This window comes from Ruegeria sp. AA3 (assembly GCF_056542905.1).
This window is the reverse complement of record NZ_JBQGAQ010000004.1, coordinates 228,233-249,295: the sequence shown is the minus strand read 5'-3', so window position 1 is coordinate 249,295 and position 21,063 is coordinate 228,233. Positions and strand designations below refer to the sequence as shown.

The following is a 21,063-nucleotide window of genomic DNA, read 5'->3' as shown; positions in this document are numbered from 1 at the left end:
TTTTCGATTTTAACATTTGAAATCAACCATCTGCCTCATCCATCAACCCGCGCACCCAACGCCCCGCCAACCACGCGGCGGGTATGCCCAATGGGATCGACCACAGGATCGCGGGCACCGGCCCAATGGCACCAAATCCAGCGCTGTGCAGGATCAGCCCGGCCAGAAACAGGTTGATGGCCACGGTCAGAGCCGTGGCCGGATAAAGCAGGATGGCCAGTTTCCAGACCGGCCATTTACCCTCAGTGGCTGGTGCCTTCCGAGAAGGTGATTTTGTTCCAGACATTGTACTTCCCAGACGGTTTGCGCATGGGCAGGCGGCGGACCTCTTCCAGCGTCTGCGCGTCATAGACGATCACCGCGCCGTCATCTTCCCAGATTGAAACCAGCGCGTGGCTGCCATCCTTGGTGAACTCAACATGCGCCACGGTCTTGCCCGGCGCAGGGCGTAAAGTCTTTACGATTTCAAGGCTTTGCTTGTCGATCACATGCATCGCATCCTTGTTCGGCCCAAAGAACACATCGGCCCAGACGTAAGGTGAATTCTCATGGCTGCGCATGAAAAACCCCGGCCCTTCGGTCTTGATCCGCTTGACGGTTTCCCATGTTTCCATGTCGATCACCGAGACCGTGCCATCGGTCAGATGCGGCGTCGCCATCACGGTGGAATCGCCATGTTTCCAGGTAATCCCCGAACCCAAGTGAGGCATCCCCGGTAGGTCCAGATCAGCCACCTTGTGACCAATCACCAGATCGATCACCTGACCGCCCTTGCCATCGCGCGAGGCACCCATGACGTATTCATAGCTCTGGTCAAAGAAGAAATCGTCCAGATAGTCCGGCGTGGTAATCTTGCGCACCGGGAAGGGATCGGGGTTCTTGAACTGACCCTCAATGCGGAAGTCATGCCCCAAACCGGATTGCGGCGGGTTCGCCCCGTAGAATACTTCCCAAATCTCGGGCACGTCTTTCAGCGCGAGAACGAAGCTTTCGCGCGGCGGTGCCTGATAGACCGCCGAGACGCGGCTGGGTTTTCCTTTTTTGCTTTTTACATCAATGACTTTCGCTACAGACAGGTCTTCGGTGGATAGCAGTGTCAGAGAGTTCGGCAAATAGTTCGCCACGGCCACCCACTTGCCGTCTCCTGACATGGCGATGTTGCGGCTGTTCAAGCCCGCACGCACGCGGCCCACCTGTTTCAGCGCCCAGATGTCATATTTCTGCACCCAGCCATCGCGGGACATGATGAAGACATAGCGCCCATCCGGGCTGAACTTCGGCCCGCCATGCACCGCAAAAGGTGTTTCGAACCGGTCCAGAACCTCGAAAGTATCCCCATCCAGAACGCTGACATGGTGATCGCCGGTCTCAACGGCCAGCGTGATGTTCATCGGGTCGCTGTCCCAGACCGGGGCATCGACTGGAATGTATTCCTCGTCCAGAGTGCGGCTGGCCATGATATCGGCCTCGTCCCATTGGGGATTGGTTTCCAGCGGAGATTTCAGCCAACCCGCCAGTTCCTCGATCTGCAGAGCATCCAGCTCATGCGAAAACGCAGGCATCTGTGTCGCGATGCGCCCCTCGGCGATCACGGCAGCCACGCGCGGCCCCCGCATCCGTTTCAGCGATTCTGGAATAAGCGCCGGACCAACCCCACCCAGACGGTTCTCGCCATGGCATGAGGCGCAGTGTTCGGCGTAATCAGTTGGGGCATCGGCCCAAGCGGTGCCCGCCAGCAGTAGCGAGCAGAAAGTGCCGATTTTCAGAGTGTCAAAAGAACTGATGCGCCGGATCATGGCTTTTCCCCCGGAATGGCGTGACCTGCAGGCGCTCGCTCGCGCCATTCACGCCGATTTCTTCGTTCGACAGATAGCAGGCCGGATCTTCGGCCCACGGATCACCAGTAAGTTGCAGCGCCCGGATGCGGGTGTTGCCACCGCAGACGTCTTTCAGCTGGCACGCTCCGCAACGCCCTTTCAAAGGACGCGGGCGGGTGCGCAGCATAGCCAGCATCGGGTCGTCACCGGTCCAAAGCTCTGAGAACGATTTGGTCTTCACATTGCCGACCGTGTAGTCGGACCAATAAGTGTCGGGGTGTACACGCCCCAGATTGTCGATATTAGCCACACCCAATCCGCTGGAGTTCCCCCCCCATGCGGCCAGATGTTCGTGCACATGGGCGGCTTTGTCATCGTCGAAATGCGTCCGGACCCAGTTCAGGAAATACCCGGCATCGGCGTCGTTATTGCCGGTCACGATATCCAGCAGACGACCGCCAGACGCAGCCTCCCACGCACGTTCCAGCAGCAGGTCCAGACCCTTACGGGTGCGCAGGTGCTCGGCATCTTCGCCTCGGTTTTTGTCGCCGCGCCCGGCGTAGACGAGGTGAGACAGATAGAACTTGTCGACTCCCTCATCATCGCACAGCTGCAGCAGGTCAGGCAGGTGATGTTGCGTGCCTTCGGTCAGGCAGAACCGCAGGCCCACCTTGATGCCGCGTTTCTTGCATTCGCGCACACCGCGCAAGGCGTCGGCAAAGGCGCCGTCGACACCTCGGAACCAGTCATTCGTGGCCCGGATTCCGTCTAGCGAGATGCCAACATAGTTGAAGCCCACGTCGGCAATCATGTCGGCAGTTTCGTCGTAAATCCGTGTGCCGTTGGTCGACAGTGCTAGCATCGGCACCAGATCACGCGCGCGTTTGGCGATGTCGAAGAAATCGAACCGGTCCAGTGGTTCCCCACCCGAGAGGATCAGGGCCGGGACGCGAAACTGGCCCAGATCCTCAAGGGTTACCATGGCTTGCTCATGGCTGAGCTCACCGGGGAACGCCACATCCGCCGAGACGGTATAGCAATGGCGGCATTTCAGGTTGCAACGCCGTGTCAGGTTCCAGATCACCACCGGTTTCACTGGGCCGGGGCGGCATTTGCGCACCGGGGTCGGTTTCACGAGCTGGTGCATGTATTCGGTCAGGCGGAACATGTCTCAGCCTTTCTTTTTCAGGCGCAGCCCGGTCTTTTTCAGGATGCGCGTGGAATAGAGGATATCTTTGGCCCGGCAGGCATCGCCAAGGATTGCCGTGATCTGGGCGCGCTTGTCCTCGACCTCTTGCGCGTCCGATCCGTGAACCATGGCAAACAGATTGTAGGGCCAGTCGGGCAGGGCGCGCGGGCGTTCATAGCAATGGGTGACGAAGGGTAGCGCACCAATCTGAGCGCCCAATTCAGCGACGCGGTCATCGTCGACATCCCACACAGTCATGCCGTTCGAGGTCATCCCCAGTTTATAGTGGTTGGGGGCGGCCGCGATGCGGCGGATGACGCCACGCGACTTCATATCGGCCAGACGGGACATCAGAATCTCTTCATCCAAGCCCAACCCTTCGGCCGCCTGCGCGTAGGGGGCTGGCACAAGGGGCAGGCCGCCTTGCAGCGCCTCGATGATCTCTCTGTCTTTTGCGTCGATCATGCCGCCACCCGGAAACCGATGAAGAATTCCTGAAGTTTGGGGAATTGCAGGACCGCGATCCCTGTTTCCCGTGCGATAGCCTCGGCCGTGGCTGCGATCCCTTCGGGTGTTTCGGTCGCCAGAACGAACCACATGTTCAGCCGATGCGTGCGTTCATAATTATGGGCGACCTCGGGATGCGCATTGACTTTGGTCAGGACGTTTTCGAAATCCTGTGAGGGAACGGCCATGGCGCACAGACAGAAGGCTCCGCCCATCGCAGCAGCGTCAAAGAAGGGACCAAAGCGGGTGATTACGCGCGCGTCCTTCATCCGTGTGAGACGGGTCAATAGGTCGGACTCTGCGATCCCCATTTCCTGGGCAATTGCAGCGTAAGGATGCGCTGTCAGCGGCAGGTCATCCTGCATCCGGTTCAGAATCGCGCGGTCTGTTTCGTCGAGCGTCATGCGGCGGCCTCCTTCGGTTGGATCAATGCGCCGGTCTGTTTGAAACAGCGGGTCGAGAACAGCACTTTGCGTTGCGCGCCAAATAGCTCGGGCAAGGCGGCGGCCCCGGCCAGAACCTCCATTGCCTCAGGGCGCGAACGCGCATGGATCATGGAATAGAGGCGATAGGGCCAGATATCCTCGACCGGGTTGCGCTCATAGCACAGTGTCACACCGGGATGCGCTGCCAGTGCAGGGCCAGCGCTGCTGACCTGCTCGGCCGGCATATCCCAGACCACCATTGCATTGGCGGACCAGCCTAAAGCGCGGTGGCGTACGATGACGCCCAGGCGAGAGACGATCCCGGCCCGGTGCAAGGCGGCTACGCGATCCATTACGTCTTCTGTGTTGCGGTTCAGGGTCCGAGCCAGCGTAGCATAAGGATCAGAGACCAGCGACAGGCCAGAACTGAGGGTCTGCAACAGGGGTCGGTCGCCCTCTCGCATGGCTGAACGATCCACTTTCCGCGGGCCAGGAGCATTGCGGGTCTCGCCCGACATACGAAAGCCCAGATCAATGTTGAACGGCCGCACCAGCCGCAAATCCAGAACCCGCAGCCCCGAGCGCTGCGAGATCCGGGCGAGGGTGTCGTTCACATGTGCCCGGTCCGGGCCGGTGGCCACGAACCAAAGGTTCCAGTCATCCTCGCGCTGGTAATTGTGGTTCACACCGGGTTCCGCATCGATCAGCGCCGCGACCTCTTCCAGCCGTTCTTCCGGAGCCGCCACGGCCGCCAGCGTGCTGGCGGAAACCGCGCCGGGTGCAATCGTCGCGCCAACCCGCGTTATGCGTCCGGTTTTGCGCATCCGCGCAAGACGGTCGAGCACTTCTGCCTCTTCCAGCCCAAGCGCGTTGGCCAGAACCTGAAACGGGCGCTCTACGATGGGAAAATCACGCTGGAAATCGTCCAGAAGACGGCGGTCGATCGGGTCGGTGATATGCTGCATGTCAAAGCCCCGTTCTGTGCGCACGCGCGGTGAAGAAAATGCCCGAGGGGCTGTCGGCCTCAATCTCGCGCAGCTTTTCAAAGGTCTGGGTGTCGTAGACCATGACTTTGTTGGCATCGCGGACGCTGATCCAAACCTCATGCCCTCGAGGCGTGAATTCCATATGCAGCACGGCGGGGCCGGGTTTGAACTCGTGGATGATTTCCTTGCTCACTGAATCAATGACCTGAATTGTATCATTCAACGGGTGGGCGAAATTCACCCAAACCTGCCGACCGTCGGGTCGGGCCATGGCAAAGACCGGCTGGCCGTGGGTCTGCGTGCGCCCGGTCTCGGTCAGGGTGTCGGAAGCGATCCAGAGAACCTCGTGATGGCCGACAGCCGGCAGCACGAATTCGCGCCCGGTCAGCGCCCAGCCTTCGAGATGGGGCATCTTGTAGACCGGCATTTCTTCTTGTCCGCGACCATAGTCAGGCAGCACGCGGATGGGTTCGGGATTGTCGGACCACAGGTCCAGCGCGGTCAGTCCATCCTCACCGAACAGGCCGGTGATATAGGTGCGACCATTGGCGGTGATCAGCGCGTCATAGGGGTTTTTGCCCATATCGGTGATCTTGGTGATTGCGGGGTCACCCTTGGCGAAATCGGCGATCCAGGTCTCGCCCGTATCCCACATGGTAAAGACAAACCGGCGACCCGGTGCGTCGACCAGACCGATGGTTTTGCTGTCAGTTGGGATATCGGCCACCATCTCCAGCGTCTCGGCGTCAAAGACACGCACGCCACCGGGTTCATAGTTCGATACGGCGACCAGTTTTCCGTCATCCGAAATCGCGCCGCCGATGGCGTTGCCCGCCTGGACCACGCGGTTCACGATCTGGCGGGTGACGATATCGACCTTAGTCAGTCCTCCATCGCGCCCGAAGACATAGGCAAAGCGTTCATCGGGGGAATAGACCAATGAGGCATGGGAGAGATCGCCAAGCCCTTCGATCCGGGCCAGCGCGGCGCGGTCGGATTGATCCACCAGCAGGACCGAGCCTTTTGCCCGTTCGATCACAAGGCCGAGGTCTCCGGTCGCGGTGGGCTCAGCCTGTGCTGTTGTCATCAGCAGGGTGGCGGCAAGGGTGAGGATGAGCTGTTTCATTGTGCCTCCTGTGCCAGCAGATAACGCGCGATCCATTCAGCCTCTTCTTCGCTGATCAAAGGCCGCCATGGGGGCATCGCGGTATCGGGGATGCCATCGAGAATCACGCCGGTCAGAACGTCCGCGTCGTAGTGCTCCAATGTCTCGGATCTCAGATCAGGGCCGAGACCGCCTTTCAACGACAGCCCATGGCACGAGCCGCAGTCCTGATGGACAAGACGTTTCAGCGCGTTGGGGTCAAGAGTGTCGGCGGCAAAGGCAGATGTGGCCACAAGCACAGCCGTTGTCAGTACAGCGCGCGCGGTCCAACCTGGGCCCTTGGCAGCACCATCGGGCAGCGACCGACTGCCCCCTGATCGCCTCGAACCAAACTTAGCCATGCGCCTGCTCCAGAAGTTCAGCCACGGGCCGTTCTGCGTATAGCGATACGACCTTGCCGATGATGAACAGCGTCGGTGCTTTCAAATCAGCGTCGCGCACATCCGCTGCCAATCGATCCAGCCGGGACACCATGCGGTGTTCATCCGGTGTGGTGGCTTTACCAACTGCCAGCACCGGGGTCGAACCGGGCAGGTTCTTGGTCATCAGCCCCATGGCGATCTGGCCGATATTGGCGACGCCCATATAGACAACCAGCGTCGAGTCCGGGTCGGCCAGACGTTTCCAATCCAGATCCAGCACCTTGTCAGCCTGCCGATGCCCGGTGACATATTGCACCGAGGTCGCCAGCCCGCGATGGGTCAGCGGCACGCCGGTGGAACAGGATGCCCCCTGCGCTGCGGTAATGCCCGGCGCATATTCGACCGGGATGCCGTTGGCCATCAGATGCGCCGCCTCTTCCGATCCACGCCCGAAGATCATCGGGTCGCCGCCTTTCAGCCGCGCAACGGTGTGACCGGCGCTTGCTTCTTCGACCAGGATTTCGTTGATGCGATCCTGCGGCACCGTATGGCATTTGGGGGCCTTTCCCACCGGGATCAGCCGTGCGCTCTCGGCATGCAAGTTGAGGATATCGGCCGAGACCAGACGGTCATAAACAACCACATCCGCCTCTTGCAGCATCCGCAGTGCGCGCAGGGTCATCAGTTCAGGGTCACCAGGGCCTGCGCCAATCAGAAAAACCTTACCGCTCATGTGCAAACTCGCTTGGTCTGAATGTCTTCGGAGCCCGGAATTCCTGCGCGATCAGGGGACGTTGCTGGGTGAGCCGGGCGTGTCATGCGGCCAGACTGGCGCAATCGAAAAGGAACCTCCTTGACTAAAGTTAAGGAGCGCAGGAATTGGTCCCGCGCTCCTCTCTCTCATGCCTGTATGGTGCCTCGGCTCAGGGTTCGACGGTGATCATGCCGATCATGTTCTGCGTCTCCCAATGGGGTCCGCACAAATACTCCTGCGGGCCGGGGGTGAGGAAGGTCAGTTCAACCGTTTCCTCAGGAAACAGCCTGTCGCTTTCGGGTTCGCTGCCATCTTTCAGCAGGACCGAGTGGCTGGTGCGTTTGTCCATATTGACCCAGCGCACCGTGGTGCCTGCTTTCACGGTCAGCTCGACGGGGCAGAAGGTGTATTTGTACATCAGCACCACTTCCGCATCCTCAACGGAGGATGAGGGCTGACCAAACAGCTCGGTATAACGCTCTTCGGCTTCAGCGCATAGCTCGGCGGTCTCATCCGCCCAGGCAGGTGCGGCTACAAACAGCAAAGCGGGAAGAAGGTGTTGGGGTTTCATCGTCCAAGTCTCCTCTTCTAAGCGGAAGGGGCCGGATTGCCCGGCCCCAGTTCCTTATTGTTTGACCACGTTGATGAAGGCGCTGTCATCGTCCAGCGCCAGGCTGGTATCCAGCGTGACGTGGTGGAACCGCGCGGCGGCAAAGTCATCGTGGATGGCAAAGCCGACCGTGTAGGTCTGACCGGCCTCCAGCGGCACGTCACCGGGCGCGCCGGAGTTCAGTGGCCGCGAGAACACAACTGTCCACATACCACCATCAAGGCTGGCCGCAGCCGCGATCTCACCCTCGTTCACCACGCGTTGCTCAAGCAGATATCCGTTGGTTGCGCTGCCGTCTGCATAGACGCGCATCAGGTCGAGATAGGTGCCATCCTCAAGATATTGCGCAAGCTCCTCCTCGGCCTTCAGCTTGTCCCAGCCACCCAGCGCCTTGCCACGACGACCTTTGACTTCGACATCGGTGCGGCTTTCGCTGATGTATTTGGTCACGGTATCCTGAGATGTCATGCGTCCCGCCACATCGGCGTTGCCTGCGATGGCGTCCGCCTCGGGCGCGAATGGCATATAGCTGTTGTCGGCGTGGCACGAGGCCCAACACCCCACCTGTTCGCCCAGTTCGATCCCTGTGCCGGTGATCATCATGGCAACCTTGATCTGGTTGTCAGGGTCCATTTTGCCACCATCAACGAAAGGTGCAGGATTGTGCCCGGCATCCGGCCACTGCAGTCGGACATAGAGGTTCTGATCATCATGCGCGGCCTGTACGGTCGCATCGATCACGCCCCGTTTGCCGGGGATCGGCGTCGGCTCAAGCTCACCACCTGCGACGATTTTGTTGCCGATGGTATCCAGCTCTTTGGCGTGACAGGTCGTGCACTGGTCACCACCTTTTGTCAGCGGACGAGCGCCTCCGTGGAATTTGCCATTCTGTACCCATTCAAACGAAGCCTGACCGGGGTAGAACAGCTTGAGATCTGTAGCAGCTACCGCGTTCCAATCTATGTCCGAGCCGACATCGCTGCCACCTCCACCACCTGAAGGCGCTGCGGCCTCTTCGCCGCCGGCTTTGGCGCGCTCCTCGGCCACCGCCGCATCCACAGCCGCGGCAATCTGAGCCTGCATGGCTTCATGCTGTGTCTGTTTGGCAGCTTTTTCGGCCTCAGCTTCGGCAGCTTCTTTGGCTTCGATCCGTTCCAGGCTGGCCAGGTATTCCGGCGGTATCTCGCGGATAAAGGACGGGTTCGGGGCCTCAAGCTTTTCCAGATACTCCTCGTCAGCCCGATCCCGGGCGTCCGAGTGTGCAATCCCTTTGTGACAGTCGATACAGGTTTGCCCGACGGTCATCGCATTCAGGTGCTGCTGACGCGCACGGGGTTTTTGGAACTCGGGCATCATCGACTCGAAGTCATGGCAGTTGCGACACTCACGCGAGTCGCTGGACTTCATCCGCTCCCATTCGTTCATCGCCAGGTGCACGCGTTTGGCTTCGAATTTTTCGCGTGTGTTGATGGTGCCGACCATCTTGCCGTACAGCTCTTTCGACGCCTTGATCTTGCGGATGATCTTATGCGTCCAGTCCTTGGGCACGTGGCAGTCGGAACAGACCGCGCCGACGCCCGACCGATTCACGTCATGGATCGTGCCGGTGTATTCTTCATAGACGAAATCGCGCATTTCGTGGCACGAGATGCAGAAATCCTTGGTGTTGGTGGCTTCCATGGCGGTGTTGAACCCGCCCCAGAAGATGATGCCGCCGACAAAGGCCGCAGCAATACCGGCCACAGGCATTCCCCATAGGAAATACCGGCGCCAGATCGGTTTTTTCTTATCCGGTTCGGAGGTCATATCCGGGCTCCGTTTTGGCTTTCTTATCTGGCCTTAGATGGCAGGCCGGTGAGTTTGGCTGATGGGTCAAACGAGGAAAGGGCGGGCGAGGGGCCCGCCCTTTCCGGTGTTGGTTCTCAAACCGTCAGGTGACGTGGTTCGACCGGTTGTAGACGTTGAACTTGCCAGTCGGGGCATAGAGCCCGTCGATACGACCTATCTCTTCCAGCGTCTTGGCGTCGAAGATTACGATCTGACCGTTGGGTTCCTTCGAATCCGACAGGTTCCATTTGGAAACCCAGACCTCGGTACCATCCGCGTTGAATTCAAAGTGAACAGCGGCGCTGCCTTCGTCTTCGGTGATCTGGATGGTTTTCACGATCTCGCCGGTCTCTTTCGAGATGACCTGAACAGACTGCTGAATTTCCGGCTCGGGGTGTTTGGTCTGGTCGGCCCAGATGTAGTCCGAGTTCGGGTGGGTACGGACAAACAGGCCGGGGCCGTCTGTTTCCACTTCGTAGCAGGTTTTCCAGGCCTGATCCGGATGACCTTCGGGGTCGTTACCCCAGACCGTTACGGTACCAACACCAAGGTGGGTTGTACCAGCCACCGGACCACAGTTCGGGTCGACCCAGTTGGCGCCGGGTCCCGGGTGCGGCAGGGCTGCAGTGTCGATCATCGCTTCCAGCTTGTGGGTCTCGGTGTCGACGACGACCATCTTGTTCGACGCGTTCGCAGCGATCTGGAAGTACCGGCCTGTCGGGTCGAAGAACCCGTCATGCAGGAACTTGGCCGAGTTGATCTTGTCGATCCGCAGGTTGTCCAGGTCGGTATAATCGACCTGCCACAGCTGGCCGAGCTCTTTCACGGCAACGATCCAGGTGGGTTCGTTCGGCGTGGTGTAGATCGCGGCTACGCGGGCTTCTTCCACATACTCGCCGTCTACGTTGGTACCGCGTGTAGAAACGACCTTGACCGGTTCCATGGTCTGCGCGTCAACGATCGCGAAATGCGGCGGCCAGTAGCCGCCACCGATGACGTATTTACCGTCGCCGGAAACGGCAACGTCGCGTGCGTCATAGGCGATTTTGACCTCGGAAACCAACATGTTCTCAGGCTTCTGCCAGAGGTCGATCTTAGTCATCTTGCCGTCGCGGCCCATCGTGTACCAGAAGCGGCCGGGATGCTCCGGCTCGGTGATCGAGTGGTGCTCAGACGCTTTCAGAACGTGTACGGCATAACCGGTCGGGATGTGGGTCAGCACTTCTTTGGTGTCGCCGTCGATAACAGCCACTTTGCCCACGTCACGTTCGATGACGACGAAGAAGTTTTCCCAGTTGCGGCCATGCAGCGGCTCGGTCGGATAGTCGGCCTCTTCCACATAGACCTTGCGGGTCTCTTTCATCTGCTCCAGCGACATTTCCGGCGGCTTGGGGGCCTCCATCATGATGTATGTCGCCATGTCCTTGATTTCCTGCTCGGTCATAATGTCCGAGAAGTTGTTCATCCCGCCTTCGGTTCCCCAGGCGATGATCTTTTCAAGGCGCTCCTGACCCAGCTGAAGCGTGCCGCCTTCTGTGACGGTGCCGTCTGCTGCAGTTTTTTTCCAGTGAGGTTCCAGGTTCTTACCGGTTGCACCTTTGCGCAGAACGCCGTGGCACCCTGCGCATTGTTCAAAATAGAGCTGCTTGGACGACTCAAATGCTTCGTCGCTCAACGTTGGCTCTTCGGCAAATGCTGGCGCGGCGACAGAGCCCAGCAGCATTGCCAAACCGACCCCAAAGGCGCGGCCGGTCTTATCGTAGCTGATTCCAAGTGACATGATCACTCTCCATTTGCGTGGTGAGGCAGGTTGCAGACTGAAACATTGGCGCCGATCACTCCTTGACGAAAGTCAACGGAAGGGTCGCAAACTGGAAAATGAAGGTCCTGATTAGCCTTTAAATTATGAGAAAAACCTATGTTTTAAGGTCATGTTTCTCCGGGTGCTTGATTTCGGTTAAGTCCCGAACGAGTCGGGTTTGTTAGACCGGATCCAACAGCCACTAAGGCCGAGGAGAGCAGGCATGCCGGCAATGATCGCGCGGGTACTGAGTGAAGGATTTCGCGTCTTTTTTCTGTCAGCGGGGCTATTCGGTGTATTCGCGGGTGGTGCTTGGGGTGTGTGGCTCACGACTCAGACCGGGTTGGTCGGTTACGAAAATCCGACCTATGCCATGAACCCACCCATGTGGCATGCGCATGAGATGATATTTGGATATGCCACGGCTGCCCTTGGAGGATTTCTACTGACAGCGGTGCCAAACTGGACGGGTACGCCGGAAGCAAGGGTACAGTTTATTGTTATTGCCGCGGGTATCTGGTTGGCCGGACGGATCGCGATGTGGTTCTCCGGGGCTCTGCCGCCGGGTCTGGTCGCTGTCTTCGATCTGGCCTTTGTACCGATTCTGGCGGCAAAGATCGCAAGCCAACTGATCCGACGCCCCAAGCCGCAGAACATGATCTTTCTGTTGTTGCTCAGCTATTTCTGGATTGCCAATCTGCTGACCCATCTTGATTGGATGGGCATTACCGGCGGTACACTGGACATAGGATTGCGTGTAGGATTGCTGACGCTGTGCAGCATGATCGCGATACTTGGTGGACGTATAACGCCAGCTTTCACCCGGAATGCGATGAAGCGCGCTGGCGAGCCGGAAGCCGCGTGGCCGGTGTCGGTAGCTGCATTAGACAAAGCCAGCATGGGATTGGCGCTGCTACTACCGCTCAGCGTTTTTCTCTTCGGATTGGGTAAGATAGCGGGTGGCGCGGCCGTAGCGCTTGGCATAACCCAAATCCTGCGCATGTCACGATGGCGCGCGCGCTGGGCCATACGTCAACCGATCTTGGTTGCCCTGCATCTGGGTCTGGGAATGCTGGCACTGGGGCTGGTTTTATGGGGGGTGGCGGTTCTGGGTATCGGCAGCGAAATCGGCGCGTTGCACGTTCTGGGGATCGGTTGTGTCGGAGGCATGACCCTAGCTGTGATGAGTCGGGCTGCTTTGGGCCATAGCGGCCGCGCACTTGTTGCCCCACCACCTATGGCGGTCGCCTACGGTCTTATGGCTTCGGCTGCTATTTTGCGCTGGGTTGGTTCAGTGACCGACCAGGGGTATCTGGTCATGATGTTGGTATCTGACGGTCTGTGGATCAGCGCTATCGTTCTTTACCTGATCACGATGTGGCCTGCTTTGACTGGGCCACGTATTGCTTCCTGACTGTAGGCGCGCCGATGAATCCGTATCAAGACGGTCGGATCAAGGCTCTGTCGTTTTTTTTGTGCCGTCGCAGCAATGAGTGGATTTTTCTTCCCTGCCTGGGAATCTGGCGCGCAGCCACAGGTTGATGATCCTGCGAGGCCAGTTCAGGGAAAAGCGCAACAATTTCAGCCAGTGCTTCCGGGTGTATAGCCTTTAGCGCCTGTTGCCCGGTGAATAGGCTTTCGGATGGCGCACCTTCGGCCAACACGATCTCATGCCGGTCGAAGAGCATGTGATGGTAGACGACATTCTGAGCGTCCTCTTCGACAGTAATTCCCGGGATGCCAACAAGCTTGTGGGCTGGGACCAGGACTTCCTCGCTGTTGAACATGCGAATCGCGATGTTCGAACGGATCAGCATGCGGTGCTGGGGTGAGACCAAAAGATCACGACGTGGCAGGCCGCTGCCCAGACTACCGGCAGCGATCCGGATAGGGCGTAATCTGGGTTTGCGAGCCAGTTCAGACGCATCAAGCGTTCGCGATCCAATCCAACGAATAACTTGGGGACCGTGATCCAAGGTGACGACTTTGTCACCAGTGGATAGTGTTTCGATCGCGCGAGGTCCGGTTGGTGTATCTATCAGCGTGCCAGCGCAGAAGCAGGGAACAACGGTATCTACTTCAATATTCGCGCCGTTGTCGACAACCGAGCCAACAGTCAGCGTTGTATTAAGTGGGGGTACATCACCGATAAAGCCGAGAAAATAGCCTTGTTCCGCCGTTGGGAAATCGAAATCGCCATCTCCGTTTTCATCCCAGTCCATCACACCAATCTGATAGGTGTTGACGCCATCATTCACTTCGATCGTGTAGTCCCAGATAAACACCTCTCCCAAATAGGTCTGGGTCGGGTCGTTCGGGGATTCATTGACGATATTGTCGCCTTCAATAACCGACCCATCCGCACCATCGTCAATCGTGATCTGGCTATATTGGGATATCTGAAACGTGGCCCCAAGCGTCGCAAAGGTCGCTGTGTTGTCTGTCATCGTCGTGTCAGTACGAAAGGCACCGTAGATATTAATAGGCATTGATATTATCCGCCTAGCTTGAGTGGACCGCAGGCCGAAGGGAAAACCCCGACCGACAAAGAATTCTGCAAGAAATTGACCACCCTAAATGCAGTTTTCAAGGTTATTATTCGATTAAAAATATCGGTTTAATGAGGGGAATCTGCCGTTGTTGGGTCAAGATAGATCGTTGTTGGCCTCTGATGACCAAAGATTTGGAATGGGGAACGCTCATCCTCTGCAGTCTTGACTTTCGTTAAGGCAGCCCCACTACCCAAGCGGCATTGTCTCCATACTAGCTAATCTGCGCAAAGGAGAGCGCAATGCGAGAAGTCATGACAAAGAGCATGGCTCGCAACATATTCTATGGCGGGTCACTGTTCTTCATCCTCATCTTTCTGGCCCTGTCGGCCCATTCGCACTTGTATATCGTCAACTCCGAGAATTCGGCAAAGCTTGATGAAAGTGTGGTCCGGGGCAAGCATGTCTGGGAAAAACACGCCTGCATCAACTGTCATACTATCATGGGTGAAGGTGCCTACTATGCGCCGGAAGTCGCGAATGTGATGACCCGATGGGGTGTGCTGGACGACCCAGAATCAGCCTTTGAAGCACTTAAGGGCTGGATGGAAGCACAACCGACCGGCATTCCCGGTCGTCGACAGATGCCCAATTTCAACCTCAGCGACGAAGAGATCCGTGATCTGGCGAACTTCCTGATCTGGACCGACAATATCGACGCCCAGGGCTGGCCGCCCAACGAGGCAGGCTGAGAAAGGGAACGGAGCAATGAAATACGAATCCCAAAAAATAGCCTATGCCTACTTTGCTGTAGCTATGGCCTTGTTCGCGATACAGGTGATCGGCGGCCTTCTGGCCGGTTTCATCTATGTATTCCCGAACTTCCTGAGTGAGCTTCTGCCGTTCAACATCGTGCGGATGCTTCACACCAACTCTTTGATCGTCTGGCTGATCCTTGGCTTCTTTGGAGCGGCCTACTTCCTGATCCCGGAAGAGGCGGAACGTGAAATCCATTCACCCAAGCTGGCTTATCTGCAGCTGATCATTCTTGTGGTCGGCACGCTGGGCGTGGTTGTGACCTATGTCTTCAACCTGTTCGAAGGCAACTGGCTGCTGGGCAAAGAGGGGCGCGAGTTCCTTGAGCAACCCAAATGGGTCAAGATGGGTATTGTCGTGGCCGCGCTGATCTTCCTTTACAACGTGTCGATGACTGTTCTGAAGGGTAAGAAAACCGCCATCACCAACATCTTGCTGTTGGGTCTGTGGGGTCTGGCGCTTCTGTTCCTGTTTGCCTTCTACAACCCGGGCAACTTGTCCTTGGACAAGCAATATTGGTGGTATGTTGTCCACCTGTGGGTCGAAGGTGTGTGGGAGTTGATCATGGCGTCGATCCTGGCCTACCTGATGCTCAAACTAACAGGTGTAGACCGTGAGGTCGTCGAAAAATGGCTTTATGTCATCGTCGCCGCCGCGTTGTTCTCGGGCATCCTTGGGACAGGTCACCACTACTATTGGATCGGTACGCCTGCTTACTGGCAGTGGATCGGTTCGATCTTCTCGAGCCTCGAGGTGATCCCGTTCTTCGCAATGATGGCCTTTGCCTTCGTCATGGTCTGGAAAGGCCGTCGTGACCACCCCAACAAGGCCGCGCTTCTGTGGTCGCTGGGTTGTGCCACGCTCGCCTTCTTTGGTGCCGGTGTATGGGGCTTCCTGCACACACTGCATGGGGTGAACTACTATACCCACGGTACACAGATCACCGCCGCGCACGGTCACCTGGCCTTCTACGGTGCCTATGTCTGCCTCAACCTGGCGATCTTCAGCTACGCGATGCCGATCCTGAAGAACCGTGATCCCTATAATCAGGTTCTGAACATGGGTTCGTTCTGGCTGATGACCAGCGGCATGGTGTTCATGACCTTCGTCCTGACTTTCGGCGGTACCGTGCAGACTCACATGCAACGTGTGGTCGGTGACTACTTCATGGACGTACAGGACCAGATCGCGATCTTCTACTGGATGCGTCTCGGCTCTGGTGTGGTTGTGGTCCTTGGCGCGCTGCTGTTCATCTACTCGATCTGGGTTCCCCGGAAAGAGGTGGTCGAACCCGGCCCAATCGAACGCGACCGGCTGGAAAGCGATCCTGACCACGTCGCGGCGGAGTCATGAAGATGGACGGCTCCATGAAACTGAACGAGGGGGCGGCAAACGCCCCCTTCTACCTCGCCCAAGGTGATGAATGCGATGTATTCACCGCCGCCTATAACAACGATCTGCCGGTTTTGCTGAAAGGGCCGACGGGCTGCGGCAAGACCCGCTTTGTGGCCCACATGGCCGCCAAGCTTGGCCGCCCGCTTTACACCGTGGCCTGCCACGATGACCTTGCCGCTGCCGACCTGATTGGCCGCTACCTTTTGAAAGGTGGAGAAACCGTCTGGGTTGATGGCCCCCTGACCCGCGCGGTGCGCGAAGGCGCGATCTGCTATCTGGATGAGGTGGTCGAGGCCCGCAAGGACGTCACCGTCGTGCTGCACCCGCTGACCGACGACCGGCGCATCCTGCCGATCGATCGCACCGGCGAAGAACTTGAGGCCGCGCCCGGCTTTATGCTGGTGGCCTCATATAACCCCGGATACCAGAATATCCTGAAAACCCTGAAACCCTCGACCCGGCAGCGGTTCATCTCGCTGGAATTCGACTTCCCATCGCCCGAGATGGAAGCCGAAGTTGTCGCGCAGGAAAGCGGGCTGGCGCTGGAGCGCTGCAAGCCCCTGATCCGGTTGGCGAACAAGCTGCGTGGGCTCAAGGGTCAGGACCTTGAGGAAGGCGTCTCCACCCGTCTGGTTGTCTATGCCGCGACGCTAATCGCACAGAGCATGTCAACCGACCGCGCCATCCTTGCCGCTATGATTGAACCTCTGACTGATGACGAGGACATCAAACGCGGGCTCCTCGATCTTGTCACGGCTGTCTTTGGGTGAGGCCGGCCGATGGTCAGGATCGATTTTGAGCCATGGGAACCCGAAGAAACGATCGGGAAACTATGGCACACCCTTGCCAGCCGCCTTGATGCACCTGAGGTGCATGATGGAGCCGCGGTCGACCTCTCTGAGGTCGCAGGGCGGCTGGCCGTCCTCTTCCGAGGGCTTGGGGGTAGTCCGGGCGTTGAATTGCGCCCGGTCTCACCCGAGGTTTCACGTCACCGTTTAAGCTGGCGCCGCAAGCTGGCAACCGAGGCCGAGCTGATGCCGCGCGCCTCCTTCGATGGCGAAGTTCTGCGCCTACCGGACCGGCTGGCCGTTTTCCCCGCGCGCGAAGCCAATGGCGCGCTTTTTGTCTGGCTGGCCGCTGCTGCCGCCCATGCCGGAACCCGGATTGATGAAGATGACCCTCTGCGCGCTGACCTGCGCGCGTTGATCGCCGCGCAGAGCATGGTCGAGGCTACTTTGGACGACGCCCCCGGCCTGCGCCCACTTTATAACGAGCTTTGCAAGGGTGTGTTGCATCACCGCGACATCCCTGGCCTGCCTCCCGTGGAAGCAGCGGTCGAGGAACTGGTTCGTTACATGTTGGGCGATCCCGCACCCCTGTCAGCGCGGGCCGAGCAGCTTCTGACCTTGGATGATGATCTGACCGCCCCACGTGGATATCAGCATCTCCGCCCTGTTCCCCTGTGGCCCGAACTGCGCGCCGTCGGATTTTCCGAACACAACGAGGTCGAAAACCCCGATACCGAAGGTCCACCTGAGGAATCAGGGGAGAAAACCCACCGCGCCCGCCGCCGTAAATCGGATCAGGCCAACCGCAGTGACAGTTTCATCCTGCACAAGTTCGAAGCGATCCTCAGCTGGGCCGAGTTCCTGAATATCAATCGGCGCATCGATGATGACGATCCCGATAACGCCAAGAAAGCCGCCGACGATCAGGAAGAAATCGGTTTGGGGCAGATCTCCAAAGCCCCGCCAACCAAGCTGAAACTGCATCTGGACCTCGCGCCCGAGGACGTGAACCGCGAGCGTCTTTCAGGCCGCATCCTCTATCCTGAATGGGACGTGCGTACGGGGCAGTACCTGCCGGATCACGTCAACGTCCTGCTGTCGGATGCCGATATCCGCGAAGACTCGGCTGAATTCGGCAAAGACCCGGCCACCGCCCGCCGCATCCGCGCCGTAAAGCGCCAGTTCGAGGCGCTGCGCCCGGGCCGCGTCATGACCCGCGGCCATCTGGACGGCGATCAACTGGATATCGAGGCCGCCGTGCGTGCCGAAACCGATCGCCACGCCAGCGGTGAAGGCAATGAACGCGTCTGGATGCAATCCCGCCCCGAAGCCCGCGATCTGGCCGTTTCGATTCTATTGGATGTCAGCCGCTCCACCGAAAGCGCCGTGACAGGCCGTGCCGTGATCGACATCGAACGCGAGGCACTGGCCGCGCTGGCCTGGGGTCTGAACGCCTGCGGTGACGATTTTGCCATTCACGCTTTCAGCTCGCTGAAACGCCAACGCGTCTACGTGCAGCGCTGCAAACGGTTTGATGAGCCGATGGGCAGATTGGTAGAACAGCGCATCGCGTCCCTGCGTCCGGGCCACTATACAAGGCTGGGTGCGGCGATCCGCCATTGCTCGGCTGATCTGGCCAGTCAATCGCGCAAACGCAGGTTGCTACTGGTGATCACCGATGGCAAACCCAACGATCTGGACCACTACGAAGGCCGTCACGGTATCGAAGACACACGCCAAGCCATCCGCGAGGCACGCCGCGCCGGGCAATCGGTCTTTGGTGTTACCATCGACAAAACCGGTAAAAGCTGGTTCCCGCGCATGTTCGGCCAAGGCGGATTTGCGGTCATCCCCGATCCGCACCGCCTGACTATGGCCCTGCCGCAGATCTACCGCCAACTGGTTGGCGCATGAGTGATACCTCTTTGATCGACGAGCTTCCGGGCGAGTTGTTGATGTGGGTTCTGATCATCTCGGAACTGCTGGTATTCGGCGCTGGCCTGATTGCCTTCATGGGCGTTCGGTTGACCGATCCGGCCGGGTTCGCCGAAGCACAATCGCATCTCTATCGTACCGGAGCGGCGCTCAATACGGCGGTGCTGGTCACCTCTGGCTATCTGGCGGCGCAAGCGCTGCACTGGCGACAGATCGCGCGTCGGCTCGCAGCCCGTCTGGCACTGATCGCCGCCGCCGCGCTGGGCGCCGTATTCCTTGTCATCAAGGGCGTGGAATACGCAGGCAAAGCCGCACAAGGGATCACCTACGAGACCCACCCGTTCTTCCTGTTCTACTACCTGCTGACCGGCTTTCACGCCGCTCATGTGCTGGCTGGCGTCGGCATCCTGCTGCTGGTCGCTTGGCGCGATGACCCCCGCAACATCGAGGCAGGTGCGCAGTTCTGGCACATGGTCGATCTGGTCTGGATCCTGCTTTTCCCCGTGATTTACCTGCTGGGATAATGCGGATGCCCGCAGCTTCATCTTTTCCTAAATACGCCCGCCGGAGACTCCCGAATGCGCTCACACGCGCATGGCTAACCCTTCTGATGCTCAGCGTCGCATCTGCACTGCTGACTGTGCTGCCCATCCCGCCTGCCGCCCTGGCCGGCGGCATTCTGATCCTCGCACTGGCGAAATGCCGCGTCATCCTGGCTCGTTATCTTGATCTCGCAAACAGCCCGGCCTGGCTGCGGGGGTTCACCATGGTGACTACAGGATTTGCCATCATCATCTTCGTCCTCTACCTGATCTGACCAAAAAAACGCCGCCTCCGAGGAGACGGCGAAGTGTCACGCAAGGGGGCGCTTCTTAATCACTGGGCGGCCATCGGCATCCGCGCGATCTGACAGCGTTGCCAGAGGGCAGACAGCGCGCCGACAAGTTGGTCGATATCCTCATCGGTATGGACGGGCGACGGCGTGATCCGCAGCCGCTCGGTCCCTTTCGGCACGGTGGGATAGTTGATCGGCTGGATATAGATGCCGAACTCTTCCAGCAGCGTGTCCGAGATGAACTTGCACTTCACCGGATCGCCGACCATCACTGGGATGATATGGCTGGGGTTGGGGATATGGGGGATACCTTCCGCATCCAAACGGGCCCGAACCTGTGCCACGCGGGCTTTCTGCAAGTCGCGTTCAGTATTCGATTGTTTCAGATGCCGGATCGAGGCTGCAGCCCCGGCGGCAATCGAAGGCGGCAGGGCGGTGGTGAAAATGAAGCCGCTGGCAAAGCTGCGCACGAAATCGCACAGCGCAGCAGAGGCAGCGATGTACCCGCCCACCACACCGAACGCCTTGCCTAGCGTGCCTTCGATAACAGTCAGGCGATCCATCAGCCCTTCGCGTTCGGCGATGCCGCCGCCGCGCGGGCCGTAAAGACCAACCGCATGAACCTCATCCAGATAGGTCATCGCGCCATATTTGTCGGCCAGATCGCAAATCTCTTTGATCGGGGCGATGTCACCGTCCATCGAATATACCGATTCAAAGGCGATCATCTTGGGCGCATCTGGATCAGCGGCAGCCAGTTTTGCCTCAAGGTCTTCCAGATCGTTGTGTTTCCAGATCACCTTCTGCGCCCGCGAGTGGCGGATGCCTTCGATCATCGAGGCGTGGTTCAGCGCGTCAGAGAATACGATCAGGCCCGGAATCTTCGCGGCGAGGGTGCCAAGAGCTGCCCAATTCGAAACATACCCGGAAGTAAACAGAAGCGCGGATTCCTTTCCGTGCAGATCAGCCAGTTCGGCCTCAAGCAGCACGTGATCATGCGTGGTGCCCGATATGTTCCGCGTACCGCCAGCCCCCGCGCCGCAGCGGTCCAATGCGTCATGCATCGCACCGATCACCGAGGGGTGCTGGCCCATGCCGAGATAGTCGTTCGAGCACCAGATCCGCACATTCCGCTGGACCGAGCCATCCGTCTGACGTGCGTTCGGAAAAGAACCGCAACGACGCTGCAAGTCTATGAAAACACGATAATTCCCTTCATCCCGAAGGTCATTGAGGCTTTGGCTGAAATAACGCTCGTAGTCCATGTTACGTGCTCCCCGGAATACTGGCTTTGAGCCGAGAATAGGGCAGCGAACCAACCCGCAACATGACAATAGTCAAGTTTACACAACATAAAACTAT

21 protein-coding genes are annotated in these 21,063 nt (G+C 58.7%); 7 read left to right on the top strand and 14 right to left on the bottom strand.

Annotated features, from left to right (window positions below):
- Positions 1-22: 22 nt before the first annotated feature.
- The 12 genes from ACR0JR_RS09795 to ACR0JR_RS09740 form a co-directional block, all read right to left on the bottom strand.
- Complete coding sequence (locus tag ACR0JR_RS09795; RefSeq protein ID WP_480456004.1) at positions 23-286, bottom strand: hypothetical protein; 264 nt, start codon at positions 284-286, stop codon at positions 23-25.
- On the bottom strand, positions 243-1,796 hold the full coding sequence (locus ACR0JR_RS09790) for a cytochrome D1 domain-containing protein (RefSeq protein ID WP_480456003.1): 1,554 nt from the start codon (positions 1,794-1,796) through the stop codon (positions 243-245). The genes ACR0JR_RS09795 and ACR0JR_RS09790 overlap by 44 nt, the downstream gene beginning before the upstream one ends.
- Complete coding sequence (gene nirJ, locus ACR0JR_RS09785; protein ID WP_480456002.1) at positions 1,771-2,985, bottom strand: heme d1 biosynthesis radical SAM protein NirJ; 1,215 nt, start codon at positions 2,983-2,985, stop codon at positions 1,771-1,773. The genes ACR0JR_RS09790 and nirJ overlap by 26 nt, the downstream gene beginning before the upstream one ends.
- A gap of 3 nt (positions 2,986-2,988) precedes the next feature.
- Positions 2,989-3,471, bottom strand: coding sequence for a siroheme decarboxylase subunit beta (gene ahbB, locus ACR0JR_RS09780; protein ID WP_480456001.1), 483 nt, complete (start codon positions 3,469-3,471; stop codon positions 2,989-2,991).
- Entirely contained in the window at positions 3,468-3,917 is a 450-nt protein-coding gene (locus ACR0JR_RS09775) for an Lrp/AsnC family transcriptional regulator (RefSeq protein WP_480456000.1), read from the bottom strand. Before ACR0JR_RS09775 ends, ahbB (ACR0JR_RS09780) begins: the two co-directional genes overlap by 4 nt.
- Positions 3,914-4,903: a siroheme decarboxylase subunit beta gene (gene ahbB, locus ACR0JR_RS09770; protein WP_480455999.1), complete on the bottom strand. Its 990-nt coding sequence runs from the start codon at positions 4,901-4,903 to the stop codon at positions 3,914-3,916. The genes ACR0JR_RS09775 and ahbB (ACR0JR_RS09770) overlap by 4 nt, the downstream gene beginning before the upstream one ends.
- Position 4,904: 1 nt before the next feature.
- On the bottom strand, positions 4,905-6,050 hold the full coding sequence (locus ACR0JR_RS09765) for a cytochrome D1 domain-containing protein (protein ID WP_480455998.1): 1,146 nt from the start codon (positions 6,048-6,050) through the stop codon (positions 4,905-4,907).
- Positions 6,047-6,430 carry a c-type cytochrome gene (locus tag ACR0JR_RS09760; RefSeq protein WP_319545883.1) on the bottom strand — a complete coding sequence of 128 codons (384 nt, stop codon included), beginning with the start codon at positions 6,428-6,430 and terminating at the stop codon, positions 6,047-6,049. The genes ACR0JR_RS09765 and ACR0JR_RS09760 overlap by 4 nt, the downstream gene beginning before the upstream one ends.
- The gene (gene cobA, locus ACR0JR_RS09755) at positions 6,423-7,184 is read right to left on the bottom strand and encodes a uroporphyrinogen-III C-methyltransferase (protein WP_480455997.1); all 762 of its coding nucleotides are present in this window, start codon (positions 7,182-7,184) and stop codon (positions 6,423-6,425) included. Before cobA ends, ACR0JR_RS09760 begins: the two co-directional genes overlap by 8 nt.
- Positions 7,185-7,374: 190 nt before the next feature.
- Complete coding sequence (locus ACR0JR_RS09750; protein ID WP_480455996.1) at positions 7,375-7,776, bottom strand: cupredoxin domain-containing protein; 402 nt, start codon at positions 7,774-7,776, stop codon at positions 7,375-7,377.
- Positions 7,777-7,830: 54 nt separating this feature from the next.
- Entirely contained in the window at positions 7,831-9,621 is a 1,791-nt protein-coding gene (locus ACR0JR_RS09745) for a NapC/NirT family cytochrome c (RefSeq protein WP_480455995.1), read from the bottom strand.
- Between the two features lie 124 nt (positions 9,622-9,745).
- Complete coding sequence (locus tag ACR0JR_RS09740; protein ID WP_480455993.1) at positions 9,746-11,422, bottom strand: cytochrome D1 domain-containing protein; 1,677 nt, start codon at positions 11,420-11,422, stop codon at positions 9,746-9,748.
- Positions 11,423-11,666: 244 nt separating this feature from the next.
- Between ACR0JR_RS09740 and ACR0JR_RS09735 the strand changes: the two genes are divergently transcribed.
- Positions 11,667-12,857 (top strand): NnrS family protein, encoded by a 1,191-nt coding sequence (locus ACR0JR_RS09735; RefSeq protein WP_480455992.1) that lies wholly within the window; start codon positions 11,667-11,669, stop codon positions 12,855-12,857.
- 25 nt (positions 12,858-12,882) lie between these two features.
- Here the strand turns inward: ACR0JR_RS09735 and ACR0JR_RS09730 are convergent, their stop codons facing one another.
- A complete protein-coding gene (locus ACR0JR_RS09730; RefSeq protein ID WP_480455991.1) occupies positions 12,883-13,932 on the bottom strand; it encodes a Hint domain-containing protein in 1,050 nt (349 codons plus the stop codon).
- A gap of 302 nt (positions 13,933-14,234) precedes the next feature.
- On the opposite strand from ACR0JR_RS09730, the gene ACR0JR_RS09725 reads away from it, so the two are divergent.
- The 6 genes from ACR0JR_RS09725 to ACR0JR_RS09700 are packed head-to-tail and all read left to right on the top strand — an operon-like array spanning position 14,235 to position 19,683.
- Positions 14,235-14,684: a c-type cytochrome gene (locus ACR0JR_RS09725; RefSeq protein ID WP_010443109.1), complete on the top strand. Its 450-nt coding sequence runs from the start codon at positions 14,235-14,237 to the stop codon at positions 14,682-14,684.
- Positions 14,685-14,700: 16 nt separating this feature from the next.
- Complete coding sequence (locus ACR0JR_RS09720) at positions 14,701-16,101, top strand: cbb3-type cytochrome c oxidase subunit I (RefSeq protein WP_010443110.1); 1,401 nt, start codon at positions 14,701-14,703, stop codon at positions 16,099-16,101.
- 2 nt (positions 16,102-16,103) lie between these two features.
- On the top strand, positions 16,104-16,913 hold the full coding sequence (locus ACR0JR_RS09715; protein WP_480455990.1) for an AAA family ATPase: 810 nt from the start codon (positions 16,104-16,106) through the stop codon (positions 16,911-16,913).
- Positions 16,914-16,922: 9 nt separating this feature from the next.
- Entirely contained in the window at positions 16,923-18,845 is a 1,923-nt protein-coding gene (locus tag ACR0JR_RS09710; RefSeq protein ID WP_480455989.1) for a nitric oxide reductase activation protein NorD, read from the top strand.
- Positions 18,842-19,390 carry a cytochrome c oxidase subunit 3 gene (locus tag ACR0JR_RS09705; protein ID WP_480455988.1) on the top strand — a complete coding sequence of 183 codons (549 nt, stop codon included), beginning with the start codon at positions 18,842-18,844 and terminating at the stop codon, positions 19,388-19,390. The genes ACR0JR_RS09710 and ACR0JR_RS09705 overlap by 4 nt, the downstream gene beginning before the upstream one ends.
- Positions 19,390-19,683 carry a cytochrome C oxidase subunit IV family protein gene (locus ACR0JR_RS09700; RefSeq protein ID WP_480455987.1) on the top strand — a complete coding sequence of 98 codons (294 nt, stop codon included), beginning with the start codon at positions 19,390-19,392 and terminating at the stop codon, positions 19,681-19,683. Before ACR0JR_RS09705 ends, ACR0JR_RS09700 begins: the two co-directional genes overlap by 1 nt.
- 59 nt (positions 19,684-19,742) lie before the next feature.
- Here the strand turns inward: ACR0JR_RS09700 and hemA are convergent, their stop codons facing one another.
- A complete protein-coding gene (hemA, locus tag ACR0JR_RS09695; protein ID WP_480455986.1) occupies positions 19,743-20,966 on the bottom strand; it encodes a 5-aminolevulinate synthase in 1,224 nt (407 codons plus the stop codon).
- Positions 20,967-21,063: the final 97 nt, after the last annotated feature.

What these genes read in the sequence shown, in the direction of transcription:
- ACR0JR_RS09795 (WP_480456004.1), bottom strand. Translation starts at nt 286, where the DNA reads ATGTCTGGAACAAAATCACCTTCTCGGAAGGCACCAGCCACTGAGGGT.
- ACR0JR_RS09790 (WP_480456003.1), bottom strand. Translation starts at nt 1,796, where the DNA reads ATGATCCGGCGCATCAGTTCTTTTGACACTCTGAAAATCGGCACTTTC.
- nirJ (WP_480456002.1), bottom strand. Translation starts at nt 2,985, where the DNA reads ATGTTCCGCCTGACCGAATACATGCACCAGCTCGTGAAACCGACCCCG.
- ahbB (WP_480456001.1), bottom strand. Translation starts at nt 3,471, where the DNA reads ATGATCGACGCAAAAGACAGAGAGATCATCGAGGCGCTGCAAGGCGGC.
- ACR0JR_RS09775 (WP_480456000.1), bottom strand. Translation starts at nt 3,917, where the DNA reads ATGACGCTCGACGAAACAGACCGCGCGATTCTGAACCGGATGCAGGAT.
- ahbB (WP_480455999.1), bottom strand. Translation starts at nt 4,903, where the DNA reads ATGCAGCATATCACCGACCCGATCGACCGCCGTCTTCTGGACGATTTC.
- ACR0JR_RS09765 (WP_480455998.1), bottom strand. Translation starts at nt 6,050, where the DNA reads ATGAAACAGCTCATCCTCACCCTTGCCGCCACCCTGCTGATGACAACA.
- ACR0JR_RS09760 (WP_319545883.1), bottom strand. Translation starts at nt 6,430, where the DNA reads ATGGCTAAGTTTGGTTCGAGGCGATCAGGGGGCAGTCGGTCGCTGCCC.
- cobA (WP_480455997.1), bottom strand. Translation starts at nt 7,184, where the DNA reads ATGAGCGGTAAGGTTTTTCTGATTGGCGCAGGCCCTGGTGACCCTGAA.
- ACR0JR_RS09750 (WP_480455996.1), bottom strand. Translation starts at nt 7,776, where the DNA reads ATGAAACCCCAACACCTTCTTCCCGCTTTGCTGTTTGTAGCCGCACCT.
- ACR0JR_RS09745 (WP_480455995.1), bottom strand. Translation starts at nt 9,621, where the DNA reads ATGACCTCCGAACCGGATAAGAAAAAACCGATCTGGCGCCGGTATTTC.
- ACR0JR_RS09740 (WP_480455993.1), bottom strand. Translation starts at nt 11,422, where the DNA reads ATGTCACTTGGAATCAGCTACGATAAGACCGGCCGCGCCTTTGGGGTC.
- ACR0JR_RS09735 (WP_480455992.1), top strand. Translation starts at nt 11,667, where the DNA reads ATGCCGGCAATGATCGCGCGGGTACTGAGTGAAGGATTTCGCGTCTTT.
- ACR0JR_RS09730 (WP_480455991.1), bottom strand. Translation starts at nt 13,932, where the DNA reads ATGCCTATTAATATCTACGGTGCCTTTCGTACTGACACGACGATGACA.
- ACR0JR_RS09725 (WP_010443109.1), top strand. Translation starts at nt 14,235, where the DNA reads ATGCGAGAAGTCATGACAAAGAGCATGGCTCGCAACATATTCTATGGC.
- ACR0JR_RS09720 (WP_010443110.1), top strand. Translation starts at nt 14,701, where the DNA reads ATGAAATACGAATCCCAAAAAATAGCCTATGCCTACTTTGCTGTAGCT.
- ACR0JR_RS09715 (WP_480455990.1), top strand. Translation starts at nt 16,104, where the DNA reads ATGGACGGCTCCATGAAACTGAACGAGGGGGCGGCAAACGCCCCCTTC.
- ACR0JR_RS09710 (WP_480455989.1), top strand. Translation starts at nt 16,923, where the DNA reads ATGGTCAGGATCGATTTTGAGCCATGGGAACCCGAAGAAACGATCGGG.
- ACR0JR_RS09705 (WP_480455988.1), top strand. Translation starts at nt 18,842, where the DNA reads ATGAGTGATACCTCTTTGATCGACGAGCTTCCGGGCGAGTTGTTGATG.
- ACR0JR_RS09700 (WP_480455987.1), top strand. Translation starts at nt 19,390, where the DNA reads ATGCGGATGCCCGCAGCTTCATCTTTTCCTAAATACGCCCGCCGGAGA.
- hemA (WP_480455986.1), bottom strand. Translation starts at nt 20,966, where the DNA reads ATGGACTACGAGCGTTATTTCAGCCAAAGCCTCAATGACCTTCGGGAT.